At 70.2% G+C, this 15,212-nt stretch carries 15 protein-coding genes; 1 reads left to right on the top strand and 14 read right to left on the bottom strand.

Annotated features, from left to right (window positions below; translation table 11 throughout):
- Nucleotides 1–27: 27 nt before the first annotated feature.
- The 12 genes from ABH926_RS10470 to ABH926_RS10415 form a co-directional block, all read right to left on the bottom strand.
- On the bottom strand, nucleotides 28–954 hold the full coding sequence (locus ABH926_RS10470) for a hypothetical protein (protein WP_370365231.1): 927 nt from the start codon (nucleotides 952–954) through the stop codon (nucleotides 28–30).
- Entirely contained in the window at nucleotides 941–1,948 is a 1,008-nt protein-coding gene (locus tag ABH926_RS10465) for a JAB N-terminal domain-containing protein (RefSeq protein ID WP_370365230.1), read from the bottom strand. The genes ABH926_RS10470 and ABH926_RS10465 overlap by 14 nt, the downstream gene beginning before the upstream one ends.
- Complete coding sequence (locus ABH926_RS10460) at nucleotides 1,945–3,516, bottom strand: effector-associated domain EAD1-containing protein (protein ID WP_370365229.1); 1,572 nt, start codon at nucleotides 3,514–3,516, stop codon at nucleotides 1,945–1,947. The genes ABH926_RS10465 and ABH926_RS10460 overlap by 4 nt, the downstream gene beginning before the upstream one ends.
- Nucleotides 3,495–4,580, bottom strand: a complete 1,086-nt coding sequence (locus ABH926_RS10455) for a ThiF family adenylyltransferase (RefSeq protein ID WP_370365228.1) — start codon at nucleotides 4,578–4,580, stop codon at nucleotides 3,495–3,497. The genes ABH926_RS10460 and ABH926_RS10455 overlap by 22 nt, the downstream gene beginning before the upstream one ends.
- Nucleotides 4,581–4,632: 52 nt before the next feature.
- Nucleotides 4,633–5,325 (bottom strand): hypothetical protein, encoded by a 693-nt coding sequence (locus ABH926_RS10450; RefSeq protein WP_370365227.1) that lies wholly within the window; start codon nucleotides 5,323–5,325, stop codon nucleotides 4,633–4,635.
- On the bottom strand, nucleotides 5,316–5,537 hold the full coding sequence (locus ABH926_RS10445; RefSeq protein ID WP_370365226.1) for a radical SAM-modified peptide, FtsH ternary system-associated: 222 nt from the start codon (nucleotides 5,535–5,537) through the stop codon (nucleotides 5,316–5,318). The genes ABH926_RS10450 and ABH926_RS10445 overlap by 10 nt, the downstream gene beginning before the upstream one ends.
- Before the next feature lie 6 nt (nucleotides 5,538–5,543).
- Nucleotides 5,544–6,566 (bottom strand): radical SAM protein, encoded by a 1,023-nt coding sequence (locus tag ABH926_RS10440; protein WP_370365225.1) that lies wholly within the window; start codon nucleotides 6,564–6,566, stop codon nucleotides 5,544–5,546.
- Entirely contained in the window at nucleotides 6,563–9,895 is a 3,333-nt protein-coding gene (locus tag ABH926_RS10435; protein ID WP_370365224.1) for a hypothetical protein, read from the bottom strand. Before ABH926_RS10435 ends, ABH926_RS10440 begins: the two co-directional genes overlap by 4 nt.
- 1 nt (nucleotide 9,896) lies before the next feature.
- Entirely contained in the window at nucleotides 9,897–10,772 is an 876-nt protein-coding gene (locus ABH926_RS10430; RefSeq protein WP_370365223.1) for an effector-associated domain EAD1-containing protein, read from the bottom strand.
- 75 nt (nucleotides 10,773–10,847) lie between these two features.
- Nucleotides 10,848–11,498, bottom strand: a complete 651-nt coding sequence (locus ABH926_RS10425; protein ID WP_370365222.1) for a hypothetical protein — start codon at nucleotides 11,496–11,498, stop codon at nucleotides 10,848–10,850.
- A gap of 144 nt (nucleotides 11,499–11,642) precedes the next feature.
- Nucleotides 11,643–12,968: a M16 family metallopeptidase gene (locus tag ABH926_RS10420; protein WP_370365221.1), complete on the bottom strand. Its 1,326-nt coding sequence runs from the start codon at nucleotides 12,966–12,968 to the stop codon at nucleotides 11,643–11,645.
- A gap of 74 nt (nucleotides 12,969–13,042) precedes the next feature.
- Nucleotides 13,043–13,459 (bottom strand): carboxymuconolactone decarboxylase family protein, encoded by a 417-nt coding sequence (locus ABH926_RS10415; protein WP_370365220.1) that lies wholly within the window; start codon nucleotides 13,457–13,459, stop codon nucleotides 13,043–13,045.
- A 24-nt stretch (nucleotides 13,460–13,483) separates the two neighbouring features.
- Here ABH926_RS10415 and ABH926_RS10410 point away from each other — a divergent pair, with 24 nt between their 5' ends.
- Nucleotides 13,484–13,846, top strand: a complete 363-nt coding sequence (locus tag ABH926_RS10410; protein ID WP_370365219.1) for a hypothetical protein — start codon at nucleotides 13,484–13,486, stop codon at nucleotides 13,844–13,846.
- Here ABH926_RS10410 and ABH926_RS10405 read toward each other — a convergent pair.
- Nucleotides 13,836–14,777 (bottom strand): LppX_LprAFG lipoprotein, encoded by a 942-nt coding sequence (locus tag ABH926_RS10405; protein ID WP_370365218.1) that lies wholly within the window; start codon nucleotides 14,775–14,777, stop codon nucleotides 13,836–13,838. The two genes, ABH926_RS10410 and ABH926_RS10405, sit on opposite strands and share 11 nt — an antisense overlap.
- A gap of 133 nt (nucleotides 14,778–14,910) precedes the next feature.
- Nucleotides 14,911–15,099 carry a hypothetical protein gene (locus tag ABH926_RS10400; RefSeq protein ID WP_370365217.1) on the bottom strand — a complete coding sequence of 63 codons (189 nt, stop codon included), beginning with the start codon at nucleotides 15,097–15,099 and terminating at the stop codon, nucleotides 14,911–14,913.
- Nucleotides 15,100–15,212: the final 113 nt, after the last annotated feature.

The following is a 15,212-nucleotide window of genomic DNA, read 5'->3' as shown; positions in this document are numbered from 1 at the left end:
CTTCTCCTCTCCTGACAGTGCGGCGGCTCAAGCGAGGCGGTGCCGCCGGACCAGCGCGAGCACGGCCTCGGCCGCGCGCAGCGGACGTCGCTCGCGGACGAGCAGCGATCCGCCGCGCTCCAGGACCGCCAGCGGCGCCCAGTACTCCAGGGTCCTTATCGCCAGATCGCTGATGGTCTTCGGATCCGTCAACGCCCGCCCCGCCCATCGCACCCGGCGGTCCCACTCGGCTCCGTGCCACAGGCGGGCGGTGACGTAGACGTCCGCGACGAACCGCCGCTCGGCCGGCCCGTCCTGGACCAGCCGCCTGAGCAGGCCGGTGCGCCAGGCCAGGACCGCCGGATCCGCCGACCAGCCGGCCGCCGCGGCCCGCAGGACCTCGGTGCCGCGCGGGCGGGCGAGCATGCCCACCGCCAAGGCGACCTGCCGGGCCGTGCCGGTCTTGCCACGGGCCGCCGCCGGCCGGTACAGCACCTCGGTGAGCGGGGAGGCGAGCAACAGCGCCTCGGTGGGGCTGTCCGGGACGCCGAGCCAGGGGCCGACGACGGCGTGCCGCGCGAAGGCGTCCAGCCAGGCACCTTCGGCCGGCGCCGAGCCGACCAGCTCGGGCACGTCGATGAGCTCGGTGAGCCGCGTCGCCGTCAGCGGTTCCTTCCGCCCTCCCGCCGCGGCCGCCAGGAACAGCGCGCCGGGCCCGGCGCCGCCGTGGTCCGCGAACGGCGGCCGGCCGGCCCCCAGGCGCGCGGCGGTGTCGCGGACGAGTTCGCCGAGGGCTGACACCGATTCCGGGGTGGGCCGGGCCAGCGACCCGGCGGCGCGCAACGGCCCGTAGGGCGGCGGACCGGCCCCCGAGTCGGGCCGGGCCGGGTCCGGGCCGGCCGCCGCGGCCCAGGCCACGGCTCTGCGAGCGGTCGCCTCGGCGTCCAGGCCGAGGGCCGGGCTAACGGCTGTCATCCCCGGCCACCCAGTAGGACGTGAGCAGCATCTCGTCGCCGGCCGCGCGGTAGAAACGCAGAGTCCTGCCTTCGTCCGAGAGGTTCACGAGGGCTGCTGTCTGCCAGGGCTGCCGGAAGGTGCCGTGGTGCAGGGAGACATCGATGGAGGAGAGTCCGAAGTTCTCCGTCGCGGGGAAGAGATGCGTGTGGTACCAGCCGATCAGCCGCTCGCCCCGGTGTCTGCGGGTGATCTGCTCGCCGATGCGCAGGAAGCTCTCCCCGGTGAACGTGAATCGGAGCAGCGAAGCCCCGGTGCGCTCCGCGGGCGCCGCCGCCGTGACTTCGATGAGGTGGCGCCCGGAGTTCTCGCCGTCCCGATAGACGTTGCCGACCAGGAAGCCGCCTTCCTCGATCTCGCCCGAGAACAGTCCGTTCTTGGCCAGCGTGTCGAAGACGTCGGCGCGCACCACGATCTCGACGGGAGCGTCCGACCGGGCCGGGTCGCCGCCGACGCCGAGCTCGGCCAGGGTCGAGATCGCGGGCTCCTCCTCGGGCACCTCTTCGACATTGAGCCGGGGCCGGCGGGTCGGCGTGCTGCCGAGGGACACCTCGTTGTGGATCCGCGGCGCCGGGCGCACGAGGGCGAACTGCTCGAGTCCGGGGCCGCTGAGTCCGAATCCCCAGTGCGACTCGCCGGGGAAGTGCTCGGCGAGCACGCGCTGCAGGGGCTCGCCCACGATCTCGCGCACGGTGTGCGGGTGCCGGTAGACGACCTCGTCCCCGCGGTTGATCTGAATCAGGACGTAGCCACATTGCGCCCGCAGGTTCACCAGCGTCGGCGAGCCGCTGAGCTCCTGCTCCTCGGCGACGGGCAGGAACGACACCAGGACGCTGTAATCGGCGAGGTCCTCGCCCACGACCGGGCTGAGCGCCGCGCTGAGCATCGGCCCCAGGGGCAGCTGGCCGGCCGGCACGTAGTCGTCGGTCCGGTACAGATCTATGTCGACGCTCATTGGTCCAGCGGCTCGATGGAGTTGCGGAAAACCGGTGTCGTGGTGTCGCGCCGGGCCGCGAACCGACCGCCGATGGCGGCGATGCGGTCCTGGTGGGCCCAGGCCCACTTCATCGCGTCCTCGTCGAAGAAGTCGTCGACGACCAGCGGGTTGCCGTGCGCGTCGACCCAGCCGGTGGGCTCGAAGAGCCGGTAGTTGCGGAATCCGGCGATGTCCACGAGCGTCTGGCACAGCTCGCCGAAGTCCAGCGAGGGCTGGTACGACATAGCCAGCTCGCCCAGACAGACCAGACCGCGCGCGTGCGGCTGGTTGCGGGCCGCTTCGCATTCGTACATCGGGTAGACGTTCGGATGGAAGATCGGGGTCAGCCAGAACACCTGCGGCGGCGTCATCGGGAAGTCGGGGCCGAACTGGATCATCACCCGGTGCGGCCGGTCGATCTCCACCGGCTCGGCGCCGCCGTCCGGGTTCGGCGCGAAGCTGCGGGCGCGGAACTCCAGGGTGTACTCGCTCGGCAGCTGGGGCCAGTCGACCTCCACGCCGAAGCCCTCGTGGGCCTTGGCGTAGGCGACGATCTGGTTGCGAACGCGGTAGAGCGCTTCTTCGCGGTGCTGCGGATGGACGGCGCCGGCCGTGGCCTGGAACCCCACCCGCAGCTCGTCGCCGTCCCGGATGCCGGCGTCGTGCAGGGTGTCGTCCGGGTCGAGCCGGTCGCCCTGCCCGGTCGGCCCGACGAGATCGACGACCGTGGGGCGCGTCCTGTCGCGGAAGGTCGGGTATTGGTAGAGCACATCGTTGGCGATGTTGGCCACCGTCTGCTGGGCCGGCGCCCCGGTGATCTGGAAACGCCTTCCGTCCGGGCCGCACACCAGCAGGGCTTGCAGGACGTAGTCGGGGCGGCCCGGCTCGACGATGATGTAGCCGTTGCCGATGCCGTCCAGGGTGGTGCGAAGGGTGATCGGATCGTCGTCGTCCACACGGAAAGAGATGTTGTTCCCCGCCACCCAGTTGACTTCAGGCCGCAGGCCCAGGCGGTCCAGCTCGGCTCTGATCTGTTCGGCGTCCTGACCGTCGTCGATCTCGACGATGACGTGGCACACGTCGTCGACCACGGCCGGCGGCGCGGCCGTCTCCGGCTTCGCCGGAGAGCGGGGCCTCGCCGCGTCTTCCCGGGGCTGGGGCTGGGGCTGGGGCTGGGGCGCATCGGGAAGACAGTGCCGGGCGAGCTCTCGGAAGACTGCGTTCCCCGGGTACGCCGCGTAGGCCGCGATCACCAGGTGGCGCCACGGCCGGTCCACGATGCCGTTCTGGAACTCCCAGAACACCTGCTGCCAGGTCTCGGTCGCGGTTTCCCAGACCGGGAACCGGGCGCGGCCGTACCCGATGCCCTCCAGCACCGCGGCCATCCTGCCCTCGGTGTGGTAGACCGTGGCGAGCGCATGGCGGAACCGGTCGACCTCGCCCTCCGTGAGGTTGATCTCCGGACCGTCGTCCCAGAACGTGGGCCGCGACCCGCCCGGCTCCTCGCCCGGATCGCGGGGCGGCATCATCGACTCAGACGGCGCCACAGATATTCCCCCTTCGCCGATCGAACCGGCAGTATCTCCTCGGGTGCCACACCCAGTGCATCAAGGTGCTGCCCCGCTGCGGCATCCCTGAGTCGTGTACTCGACCTGGTCCGCATCGTCGTCCCGCACCCCGGACAGCCGCCCGCTCCGGGGTCACCTGCTTGGCAGAGATCGTAGTCGCCCGTTTGCGGACAGTGGGCCTGAAGCGGAAACTCCCTCCATGCCAACGGGTCGGAACCGGCGGGCAGCGCCTCCAGGAGCGCCCCGACGGTGTCCCGCACCGAGACTGGTATCGGCTCCACCGGCCCGGTGAGCGGCAGGTGGTGCGGGCAGTCGGCCGCTCTGGTGACCGAGACCGGGCCGGAGCGTCCGGTGAGAGCATTGATATCCAGGATCCGATATCGGGGCGGTGTGGCGAACAGGACGCCCAGCGCCGCGAACGTCATCCATGACGCCACGGCGGCGGTCCCGGCGATCGTGCTCGGTACCGGGCCCGCGTCGAACGGTTCGGCGCAACTCCACGGGAGGTCGGACGCGCCGCGCTCGCGCGGGCTCAGCGCGCAGGCGTAGCACGCCTCGTCGCCGGCGAGCCGGAGCCGTACCTCGCCGCCCCACGGCAGGGTGCCGCCGTCCACCAGCGCGGCGTCGACCAGGGCGCACCGTCCCAACAGCCGCATGCGGGCCCGCAGCGTGTCCAGACAGCCCAGGACGAGGTCGGCGTCGGCCAGTTCACCCAGGCCCACGCCGGCCACGAGGTCGGCGCGCCGGACCGTGACCGCGGTGCCCGGACTGAGCCGGGCCAGCGCGTCGGCCGCGACGTCCGCCTTCGGCCGGCCCACGTCGGCTTCGGTGAACAACACGGTGCGGCTGAGGTTGGCCACCGCGACCGTGTCCGGGTCGCACAGGATCAGGCGGCCCACTCCGGCCAGGGCCAGGTTCTTCGCCACCTCGTTGCCCAGCGCTCCGACCCCCATGACCACCGCCGTGGCCGCGGCCAGACGGTCCTGGTCCCAGCCCTCGACCAGCCGGGTCCGGGCGAAGCGGTCCTCGGTCCTCGATGTCATCGGCTGCTGCTCGCTCCTTTGGCAGGGGGCTGTCAGGGCTGGTCGGGTTCGGTCAGCGGCCCTGATCGCCGAGCGCGTTCAGTTGGACCGGGCAGACGGTGACTGTTCCGTCCGGGCACCAGTTCTCCCAGCAGGGCAGACCGGCGGCGGGGTCGCGGTGGACGGCCGCGCCGCAGCCCTCCCCGGCCGACGACGTGCTTCCCCGCGAACTCCGGCACGGGCACAGGATCACGTATTCGCCGGCCCGGAACGTGTGGGCGCAGTACAGGCACACGACCGGACGTCCCCGGCGATCCCCATTGGCGACGTGCCAGTCGTCGGGTTCGAGCCGGACGGCGGGAACGCCGTCCTGCGGTGGCCACGCCTCGGTCAGCCCCGCCGCGAATTCCCCGGGGGTGGGGTCGTCGACCGGCTGGCGCCGATCCGCGGCAGCGTCGGCGCTCCCGCACCGCAGCGCCGGATCGACATGGACCGGGGTCGAGCGGCCCGGCGCCGGCCGGACCTTGTCGCCTCGGCGGAAGGTGTGCCCGCAGGAATGACAGACCAGCCCGCTCCACCACGACGAGGTGCTCGTCACGGCCGTCCCGTCCGCTCCGGCCGCTGTTCCGGCGGCGGGCTGCGGATCGAGGCCGGCGGCCAGACCGGCTTCGAAGCAGGCGAGCGCGTCAGCGGTCTCGGCGGCAGCCTCGGCAGCGGTCTCGACGGCAGCCTCGGTGGCAGTCTCGTCGCGCCCGGTCAGCCGCATAGCATCTGCTCCACCGGACCGCCCCCGAGCGCGGCGAGCAGTTCCTCGATGCTGACCGGCCGCATCGCGTCCCCGAGCACCTCCACGCCGTCGGCGCTCACCACGATCCGCAGCCGGACCAGGCCGCCGCCGGGATGGGCGGCGTACTCGCCGGGCTCGATCAGGTCCGGCAGCGATTCCACGAAGGCGTGCTCGGGCTCGTCCGTGTTCATCCGCGCTCACTCCCACCTGCCGGGGATCGGCCGTGCGCACCCGGGGCACGTCCCGCCGATCAACCGGAGCTCTCGTGTTTCCCAGATCCCGCGCTCCACGAGCACGGTCGTACAGTCAGGACACCGCGTCCGGCGGCCCGCCGCGTCCAGCGCCCGCTCGACATAGACGAAAGCGAGCCCGGCCTCGTTCCCGACCCGGACGCCCGCGGCGAGCCGGTCCGGTGTGGTCGGCGCCGCGCGGGCCATGCGGAAGTCCGGGGTGAAACGCAGGAGGTGCCATGGCATTCCCGGGTCGATGCCGGCGATCTCGCGGGATATCGCAGCAAGCTGATGCAGCTCGTCGGAGACGCCGGGGATCAGCGGGGTGCTGATCTCCACCCACACCCCGGCGGCCCGGAAGCGTTCCACCGCGTCCAGGACCGGACGCAGCGCGGCGCCGGTCAGCCGCCGGTGCTCGGCCTCCGAGGCGCCCTTGATGTCGATGTTGACCGCGTCGAGCACCGGGGCCACCAGGTCGACGGCTTGCGCGGTGAGGAATCCGTTGCTCTTCCACAGCAGCGGTACGGCGGCCGGCGCGGCGTGCTCGGCCAGGGCCAGGGTGAGCTCGGGAGCCAACCCCGGTTCGGTGTAGGACAGGCCTATGGCCGCCTTTTCCGCGATCGCCCTGCTGACCAGAGCGGCCGGGTCGGCAGGTGCTCCGACCCATCCGGTGCCGCCCGTGCGGCCGTACTGCGAGAGCCGGTGGTTGACACAGTAATCGCAGCGGAAGGTGCACCCGGGTGCGGCGGTCGTCAGGACACGGGTACCCGGCCGCACGTGGTACAGCGGCTTGCGCTCGATCGCGTCGACGTGGGCCACGGCCGAGGCGAACGTCGCCGTCTCCAGCACCCCGTCTCGGTTCCGCCGCACCCGGCAGGAGCCGGTCTGGCCCTCGCGCAGGTCGCAGGCGTGCGGGCACAGCTCGCACCGGATCCGTCCCTCGCCGTGCGCGGTGCCGAGCAGCGCGGGCGTCCAGGTGGGTGCGGTCACCGGGCCGCCTCCGGATTCTGCGCCAGGATGGCCGACAGGACCGCGATGAGCCGGTCGGAGCTCGTGGTGGTCAACAGCTGCCGGTGATTCGGGTGTACCGCCGCGGGAGGCGGCGCGGACGTCGGCGTGTGCGCGGTCAGCAGGTGGTAGCGCGAGCCGAGGGTGGTCCGGCCGACCATGAGCCGGTCGCGGACGGCGTGGCTGTTCGTCAGGATGACGACGAGGTCCTTCGCGGTACCCTCGGCGGTCTTCAGGGCGCGCCGGAAATCAGGCGGCTCGAGGGTGCGGCTGGTCCACACCGCCAGCAGGTCCTCCGGTTCGGCGAGCTCCCGGGCCCGGTCCGGATCGGTCAGCGTGACCAGGCTCGGGGTGTGCCCCGCGCGCCAGACGATGGAGGTGACCAGGTGCGCGGCCAGCCGCAGCAGCGCCTCGCAGCGGCCGAACGTCGCAGGGGTCGTGTCCAGGACCATGGCCACCGACCGGCTCGGCGGCGGCCGGTGCGCGGGATGTGTGCGGTGCAGTAGTTCGCCGCGGGCATAGCGGACCAGGCGCAGGTCATCGGGCAGGGCCAACTGCGTCGGCAACGCGGCGTGCAGCGGACCGTGCCGGGACACCCCGGCGACACCGGGCGTGATCCCAGGCGTGGCCGCGCGGTCGGTGCTGTCGTGCCGCCGGATGAGCTCATCACTGTGCAGCACCGTGGTGTGCTGCGGTGGTAGATCCGGAAGCTCCGGGACATGGGCGGAGAGCCGCAACGGCAGTATCGGGTCGGCGGCCACCGCCTCGGGCCCGAGGATCCGCAGCAGCGTCAGGGTTTTGTCACTGACGGCATCGGCCGCCTCGGTGAGCGCGCCGACCGGGGACGAACCGGCCGAGACCGGCCCGACGGCCGTGGCCAGCGCCTTGACCAGCGCCTCCACCTGAGCGCCCGGAGCCGTCCCGGTCGGCGCGGCCCGCTCCGCCGCATGCTGCGCGGCCAGCAGCAGCGCGGCCAGCCCGACCCGGGCCGGCGCCGGCCAGCGCAGCGAGCGCAGCTTGGCCAGGCCCTGGTGGCCGGCCAGGGGAGCCAGGCGCGGGTCGTGCAGCCGCGGGCGGTCGCTCGCCAGGAGCGCGAGGGTGTCGGCGAGGACGCCGAGGGGCGTCCACAGGCCGCCGGCGCCGAGGGATACGAGGCCGTGGGCGGCGGCCCAGAGGGTTGCCGGCGGGGGTGTGTAGGGTCCTGAGGGCGGCGCGTCGGTGTTCTTTAGGGCGAGTTCGTAGATTCGCAGGCCCGAATGGGTATCTGATGCCAACCACAGTCGATGATCTTCCGGATGGAGGGCAGCGGTTCTCCGCGAGACCGGCAGGGTGTTGTCGTTATACACGCATTCGCCGGTGACCGGCTCCCAGAGGCGCAGGAAGCCGCCCCCAGTCATGGTGCACAGCAGAAGGCCATCTCGGCTTTGCCACCAGGCGATCGATTTGATGTCGTTCGGGTGCAGCAGAGTTCGAATACGGGTGCGGGCGTCCGGGTCCCAGATCTCCACCGCGTGCGGCACGGCCGTCGCCACCGCCAATAGCGGGCGTTCCCCATCGGGGGACCAGCCCAGATGCGTGACGGACCCGCTGACCTCGTATTCGAGGCTCGGTTTCCTACCGTCGTCCGGTGTCCAGATCGAGAGGTGGCCGCCTTTGCCCCCGATGGCCAGCGACGGCTTGACCTGGTGGTGAGACCAGGACAGTGCGGTGACGCGCCAATCGGTGTGCCGCCCCCGGGATGCCGGTCCCCAGCCGCGCGAACTACGGATGCTGAGGTCGGTGCCCCCGTCCCCTTCACCGGAACCTGGCTGAGCTATGGCGAGCAGGGGCCAGGTGCGATCCTGCGACCAGGCGATGTGGATGTCGTCCCCGGAGTGGGGGCTTCGCTCCTCGTAGGTCGTCATGATCGAGTCGCCGTACTCCCTGACGCGCACGCTGGCGGCTTGACGCGTGGCGTCGACAGTCGCGAGCAAAGACCTTCCGGCACGGTGTCTGGAGGTCAACGCGCGGATGCCGGTGTTCTTCGCTTCGAGCTTGTGAACCTCGGCAATCAGGTTGTGGGCCGTATCCCGTGTCTCCACCATCGTCGCGTCGATGGTGAAGGCGGATCCGATGGTCCCGGCCGTGAACAGTCGTGCACCGTCGGATGTTTCTTCCCAGGCCATCGCCATGATTTGGGTATCGGTGACAGTGGTGGCGCGTTCTGTGAGGGTGAACTTGCCATCCGCGGCTCCTGTGGGAAAGGAGGCAGTGCTCTGCGGCGCCGAGGTGTCGCTGACCCAAATACGTGCGTTGCCGTCCTCGCAGCCGGTGGCCAGCAGCATTCGTCCGGCGTCATCGATGGTCAGTGCCACGCTGGTGATGGCTTCCGGATGCTCGAGGACTGCCAAGCATCGCCCCGAGTCGGGACTCCACAGACGTACCGTGCCGTCTTCCGTGCCCGCTGCCAAGAGGGGACGCAAAGGGTCGGGCGACCATGACAGGGAATTGACCGAGTTGAAGTTGTCCGGCTGGCTCAATGTGTGGACCACGGTGCCGGCGTCGACATCAACGAGATGGATCACGCCGTCCATGTCGCCGACGGCCAGTGTGGAACGATCTGAGTCCGGTGCGCAGGCCAAGGCACTGGCCCCTGCCACTTCGAGGACTCGTGCAGGTTTCAGGGTGATCATGTCGAAGACGTGGAGCCCGTCGACGCCGTCGATGGCGACCAGCCGGGGGAGGAGTCCGGGTCCGGGTAGCCAATCCATCATCCACGGAAGGTCGGACGCGTCGGGATGTTGGCCGATCAGCCGGTCTTCCTTGATTTGTGAACCACCATAGCTGATGGCCACGGAAATCGCGCCACCCAACACCCCGCGCGCACCGAGTGTGAAATGGGGGTCGCGCCACCACGTCGTCGACATCTCCTCACCCATGAACAAGGATCCGGATTCGGGCTCCACGACGCACGAAATCTCTCCGTAGTCGTCGTTCAGGGCGACCAGATCGGAGGTGGGGAAGTGTCCGAGAACATCGGCTGGGCGATTGAATCCAAGCGTTTCGTCCATCGTGACTTCACGGAGGAACGAGCCCTCCTCATCCCAAACGCTGATGAAGTCACTCAAGACTATGAGTTGCAGTTGCCGCTGATGGCGTATCCAGGCGACGGACACCGGGTCGTCCGGGTCTTCGCCGATGAACATCTTCCGCTTCAACGTGAAGTTCAATGCGGTCAACGGAGCAGGCCCCACCCCCGACCGCCCCACGGTCCGCGCATGCGCCGCAGCCCAGTCCCGCAGGGCCTGACCGCTGTCCGGCCGGGTCGCCATGTCAGCGGCCCTCATTCCGGCTCAGCACCACCAGGCCGTCGCGGAGTTCGGGGCACTGAGCGCTGCCCACCGCCAGCCGCGTGGCCGCGATCCCGGCCGCCTCGGCGAGGTCGGCGGAACCTCGCATGGCCCGGTACAGCTCCTCCGCGAACAATCGTGCACAGTCGTCGTCCACCGCGCCCTTGTGGGCGATGACGGTGTCGGCCAGCGGCGCGAAGACTTCCGCGCAGTCGCCGCTGGAGCAGGCGTTGAGAACCACTCCGCGCAGGCGTACCGCATACGCCCTGATCAGATCCGCGATCGCGGTCGCCGGGACGCGGCGCGGATCGCCGAATTCGTTCCCGAACACCAGCGCCCCGCGGTCGCCGTGGCAGATGAGATGCAGGACGTCCGGGGGCCGGGCCCTGTCGAAGACCAGGTCGTCGATCGTTGCCGCGGGGAGGAGCTCCACCTCCAGGTGCCCGAGTTCCTGGACCTTGAGCAGGAGCCTGGACTCCTGGTCGGCACGGATCGCGCGGGCCGGGCCGCCGGTGGCGGTGGCGGCGGTGGCGGCGGTGGCGCCGAGTCCGGCTCCCATCACGAGTACCCGCAGCGGTCGTGACCTCCCGGCCGGTGCTTCGGCCATGGCTTTCTTGAAGACCGGGTTGTAGGGGTACGTCTCGAGGGCCGTGGTGAGAATCCGGATCCGGCCCTCATCGAGGATCCCGGACGCCACCGCTTCGCTGATCTCCGACCAGAACTGGTACCCGGTCATCGTGGTCTGCGATGGAAGGTGCTCGGCCGGGAATCCGGACCGGATCAGGAGCCGCTTGGCGCCGGAGCCGGTCGCGAAGGCGGTCGCGAGGGCTGTGATCTCCTCGTCGCTGAACCCTGGCATACACAGCTCCGCCCCCTCGTTCGCCCGACCGCTCAGGAGCTGTAAAGGGTTGGACGCGCCCACCGTAACGCAGCGCTACTTTAGCACAGCGGAGAGCGTCAGCAGGTTAGGCAGGGAAGCGTGTTCCCGCCATGGACGCTTGCCGCGGACCACGGTGGCGTCGATGGCTCCGCTGAGGGTGGTCTCGGTGCCGACCGGGCTGCACACGATCAGGGTCAGCCGATGGACGCCGCTGATCTCCCTGCCCCGGATGCGGTGCAGCGTCCACTCCGGATCAGGTCGCAGGTCGTTCTGCGCCTCCAGGTAGCACGCCCCGTCCGTCTTCGTCTCCGTGTGCTCCACCCCCGCGGCGAAGAGTTTGAGCTGCGGGCCGAGTCGCCACGTCGTCGAGAGCTTCGCCTCGCCGGTGACCCGCTCGGGCCTCATCGACCAGGCGATCGGTGCCTGGGTGCCGTCGGCGGACAGGCGAAGCCGGATCACCACGGTCTCGAACCGGTCCTGCCCGGGTCCGGTGGTGACGGTCAGCGCCAGATGGACGAGGTCGTACCGGTACTGCGCGGACTTCTCCTCGACGAACAACTTCAGCTCGGCGTCGTCCGCGACGTACGACGCCGAGACGGGTGCCGACACCGGACCGCCGAGCCGCAGCCGGCCGTTCAGAGCCGTCGCGACGGCCGGGGGATCCTGCCCGGTATCGCGGATGACGATCTCGGGGACCATGGTCACGGCGCGATCGTCGAGGGGCGGCGGCGAGATCTCAATCATGGCGTTCCGAGCCTTTCACCTGTCGGGCGGAAGCGGGGTCGGCGTGGCGCGCCGGCTTCAGCCCTGCCGGACGTCGGACAAGAATCGCAGGGTACTGGTTCTCGCTCATCGGCGAGGTGCGACCTTGTACTCGATCGCCACACGGTTGTCCTGCGCGAGTACCAGCGCCGCTACGCGGTGCACGTCCTCGGCGGTGACCGCCGCCAGATCGGGCAGATACTCGCAGATCATCCGCGGATCGCCCTTCAGCAGCGCGTACTGCGCAAGGAGATCGGCACGGCCCCCGACCTCGCTCACTCCGTTGAGCCAGTCGCTGGCCAGCAGGGCCTTCGCCCTGGACAGTTCGGGTTCTGAGATGGGGACGGAGCCATCGGCCAGGCGGTCCAGCACGTTCACGAACTCGTACTCGACGTCGGCCGGCTCGACGCCGTCGAGCGGGCTGACCATACCGAACATCGCCGATGCGCCGTACGCCAGGTTCCACGACGATGCGTAAGAGTTCTCACGCTGCGCGAGGCGCTCCTCGACGACGAGCTTGCGCCACAGCCGCGAGCCCTTTCCGCGGCCCAGCACGGCGGCCAGCACCTCGACCGCGGGGTAGTCGCCGCTCCGGGAATCAGGTGCGCGGAACATGAAGAACGTCATGGGGCGCGGGACGTTGCCGTCGTGCTCGACGCGGCGGTGCGCCGCGCCGATCTTCAGCCCCGGCAGCGTCCCGTCCGGCGCCGGCGGGACGGCCGGAACCGCGCGGATGCCGCCGAAGTAGCGTTCCGCGAGCTCGATGACCTGGTCGGGATATGCGTCCCCGACCACGGTGAGCACGGCGTTGTTGGGGACGAAGTAGGTGGCGTGGAACAGCCGGATGTCCTGCAGCGTCAAGGCATCCAGCTCGGCCTCTGTGCCGATGGCGGGGTGCTGGTACGGGTGGCCGTTGGGGAAGGTGAGTTCGAGGGCATATTCGACCCAGCGGCCGTACGGCGGGTCGTAGTAGCGCTGGCGCCGCTCGTTCTTCACGACCTCGCGCTGGTTGTCGAGGGACTCCTGGGTCGGCCTCAGCCCGCCCATGCGGTCGGCCTCCAGCCACAGCGCCAGCTCCAGCTGCGAGGAGGGCAGGACCTGGTAGAAGTTGTTGCGGTCCTGGCTGCTGGAGGCATTGATAGCGGCCCCGCCGGCCTCGGTCACCCACTCGAAGTGCTGCCCCTTGGCCACATGAGCGGATCCCTCGAACATGAGGTTGCTGGCGAGCTTGGCCCAGCCGTGTCTGCCCGGCGGCTCATGTCTGGAGCCGACGTCGTAGCTGAGGTTCACCGCGACGATCGGCGCCACCGGGTCGGGGCTGACCACCACCCGCAGGCCGTTGCCAAGCATGGACTCATAGATCGGCCAGGCGAAACCATCGCGACCGCTGGGCTGGCGCCTCACCTCTGTCACGTTGACCAGTCAATGGGATGCGCGTTGGTTCGTCCATGCCGATCAATGGCTTTCGAGGTAGGGGGAACCCCGTACTAACCGTCAGAGATCGGCAGCAGACCGGATTCCGCCGCACGCTCGACCGACTCCATCGCCGCAGACGCATACGGGTACCCGATGTAGTTGGCCAGCAGTGTCATCAGCGCCGTGAGTCCGCCGTGGTCGATTCCGTGCTCGCCCGCCAACCGCAGGTGGGTTTCGAGGCGGTCGCCGGACACGCCCTGGGCCGCCAGCGCCGTGATGATGGCGATGCTACGGTCTCGGGCGGTCAGCCCCTCGTGCGACCATGCCGGTCCGCCGGCGGAGGCGAAGGCCTCCTCGGCGAAGACGGGTCCGACGCGGGCGGCCATGGCTGCGGGCACGGCCGATGCGGGCAGCCCGAATATCCGGGCGTATGCCTCGATGCCGCGTGCGCGCCTGGCGTCGAGGTTGGGGTTGGGGTATTCGGTCATGGCTGACTCCTTTGATCAACCCCAGTGCAGCAGCCGCCCTCGGCAGCTGTCCAAGACCGATTGCGCAAGGGCGATACCGCGCGGGTATCGCCAGAGGTCGACGATCCGGTGGAGGGGCCATCGTTTGAGCCCGCCGATCAGGGCCACAAGGGATGCCTGGACACTACGAAGGGAGACATCGTCATGTATGCCGGTGGCCTTCTCGCCACGTTGCTGATCCTCGGACTGATCCTGCTCGTGACCACGCTGGCGGTGGTCATCTCGGAGCCGCGCGACGTCGGCGCGCCGCGCACGCGCGAAGACCCCTCCGATATCACCCGTCGCCTGCGAGCGCAGAAGATGCGTGGTGGCAGGCGCGTGGGCAGCGGTGGTGGGGCTAAGGGTTGATCTTCACCGCGCCGGCGGTTGACGAGAACGTGAGGCACACGCTCGTCGGGGCCGGCTGGGCCTGCTGGGGCTGCGACGGGAGGCTGACCGGGACGCAGATCGGCTGAGTCGGGCCGCTCGACGGAGGGTCGCCGATGATGACGCCGCCGTTCTGCGCGAACGTCGAACCGTTCAGCTGGTCGCCGCCGATCTTGAACTGCTGGCCGGAGATCGCGAAGTTGATCTCGTCCTGTTCGGTGAGGACCTGGTCGGCCGGGGGAGCCTTGATCGCGACCGGCTCGCCCCACTGGCTGAAATGCAGCTCGGTGCGGCTGGCGGGCTGCTTGTCCGCGGCGGACTGGACGACGATCTCGACCGGGAGGCCGGAGGCGTCGAGCCAGACGTCGGCGTGGCCGGCGGCATCGCCGGCGAGGTCGGCGGCGAAGTGGGTCGCGGCGACGCCGTCGGCCTTGCCCGTCCCGGCCTGGGTGAACTTGCCCTTCGCCAGGATTTCCTTGACGAGCGCCGCCGGGTCGGATTTCAGCATGCTGAGGACCCGCGAGTTCTTCGGCACGAGGTCGGCCACGTTCATCGCGAACCACGAGGCGTTCGGCTTGGTCTTGGAGGTGGCGCCGAAGCCCTTTGGTATCGAGGTGTAGAAGCTCGTGCCGTCGTAGAGGATGTGGGTGGGAACCATGTCCGCGTCATGGTCGGTCGTCAGGGTCAGCTCGCCCTGCAGGGTCGGCGCGAAGACGACCGAACCGTCGACCGTCCCGGAGATACCGCCGGAGACCGTCCCGTGGACGTGGACGCTCTTCGCCGCGGCGACCCGAGCTGCCGCGAACTGGATCGCCCCGTCAGGGGACTTGTCCGACCGCGCCGCGAGCCCGTTCCTGCTGGCGCAGCCTGCGACCACCGCCACCGCGATCGCCACACCGGCGACCGCCGCCACGCCGCGAACGGCACGCAGTCTTTCTGGCTGTGCACTGTGCCCGGGCATTCGCTTTCCCCCGCCTCGCCGATCGCGATCTCTGGCCGTGTTCTTGCTGTGTTCTTGCTGTGCTCTTGGATGGCGCGCGTCGAGGTTACCGCTTTGAGTTCCCTCGTATGCCGAGGTCTGCTGCTCGCAGCAACCGGACGCGCACGGTGGCCCCGGAGAAGCGGTACTCGACGAGGCCGTTGCAGCGCAGCCCGAGGTTCCAGGCCGCAGTGCCCGCCGGGACCGGTCCGAGAGACGGCGCGCCGACGAGCAGGGCGCCACCGCTGAACAGCACCACGTGCTCGTGCGGAGTTGATCGCCGGGGGCTTGTGCATGAACAGCCCGATCAGCTGCCACCCGCCGATGGCGACCGACCGCCGGTCCGCCGAAGTGCCGCCGGAACCGCGC

Origin of the sequence: Catenulispora sp. GP43, assembly GCF_041260665.1 — a bacterium.
GTDB lineage: Bacteria > Actinomycetota > Actinomycetes > Streptomycetales > Catenulisporaceae > Catenulispora.
Note: the sequence above shows the minus strand (reverse complement) of the source record. Positions and strands in the feature narration are given on the sequence as shown.

What these genes read in the sequence shown, in the direction of transcription:
- ABH926_RS10415 (WP_370365220.1), bottom strand. Translation starts at nt 13,459, where the DNA reads ATGACCGAATACCCCAACCCCAACCTCGACGCCAGGCGCGCACGCGGC.
- ABH926_RS10450 (WP_370365227.1), bottom strand. Translation starts at nt 5,325, where the DNA reads ATGCGGCTGACCGGGCGCGACGAGACTGCCACCGAGGCTGCCGTCGAG.
- ABH926_RS10435 (WP_370365224.1), bottom strand. Translation starts at nt 9,895, where the DNA reads ATGGCGACCCGGCCGGACAGCGGTCAGGCCCTGCGGGACTGGGCTGCG.
- ABH926_RS10445 (WP_370365226.1), bottom strand. Translation starts at nt 5,537, where the DNA reads ATGAACACGGACGAGCCCGAGCACGCCTTCGTGGAATCGCTGCCGGAC.
- ABH926_RS10455 (WP_370365228.1), bottom strand. Translation starts at nt 4,580, where the DNA reads ATGACATCGAGGACCGAGGACCGCTTCGCCCGGACCCGGCTGGTCGAG.
- ABH926_RS10470 (WP_370365231.1), bottom strand. Translation starts at nt 954, where the DNA reads ATGACAGCCGTTAGCCCGGCCCTCGGCCTGGACGCCGAGGCGACCGCT.
- ABH926_RS10430 (WP_370365223.1), bottom strand. Translation starts at nt 10,772, where the DNA reads ATGCCAGGGTTCAGCGACGAGGAGATCACAGCCCTCGCGACCGCCTTC.
- ABH926_RS10465 (WP_370365230.1), bottom strand. Translation starts at nt 1,948, where the DNA reads ATGAGCGTCGACATAGATCTGTACCGGACCGACGACTACGTGCCGGCC.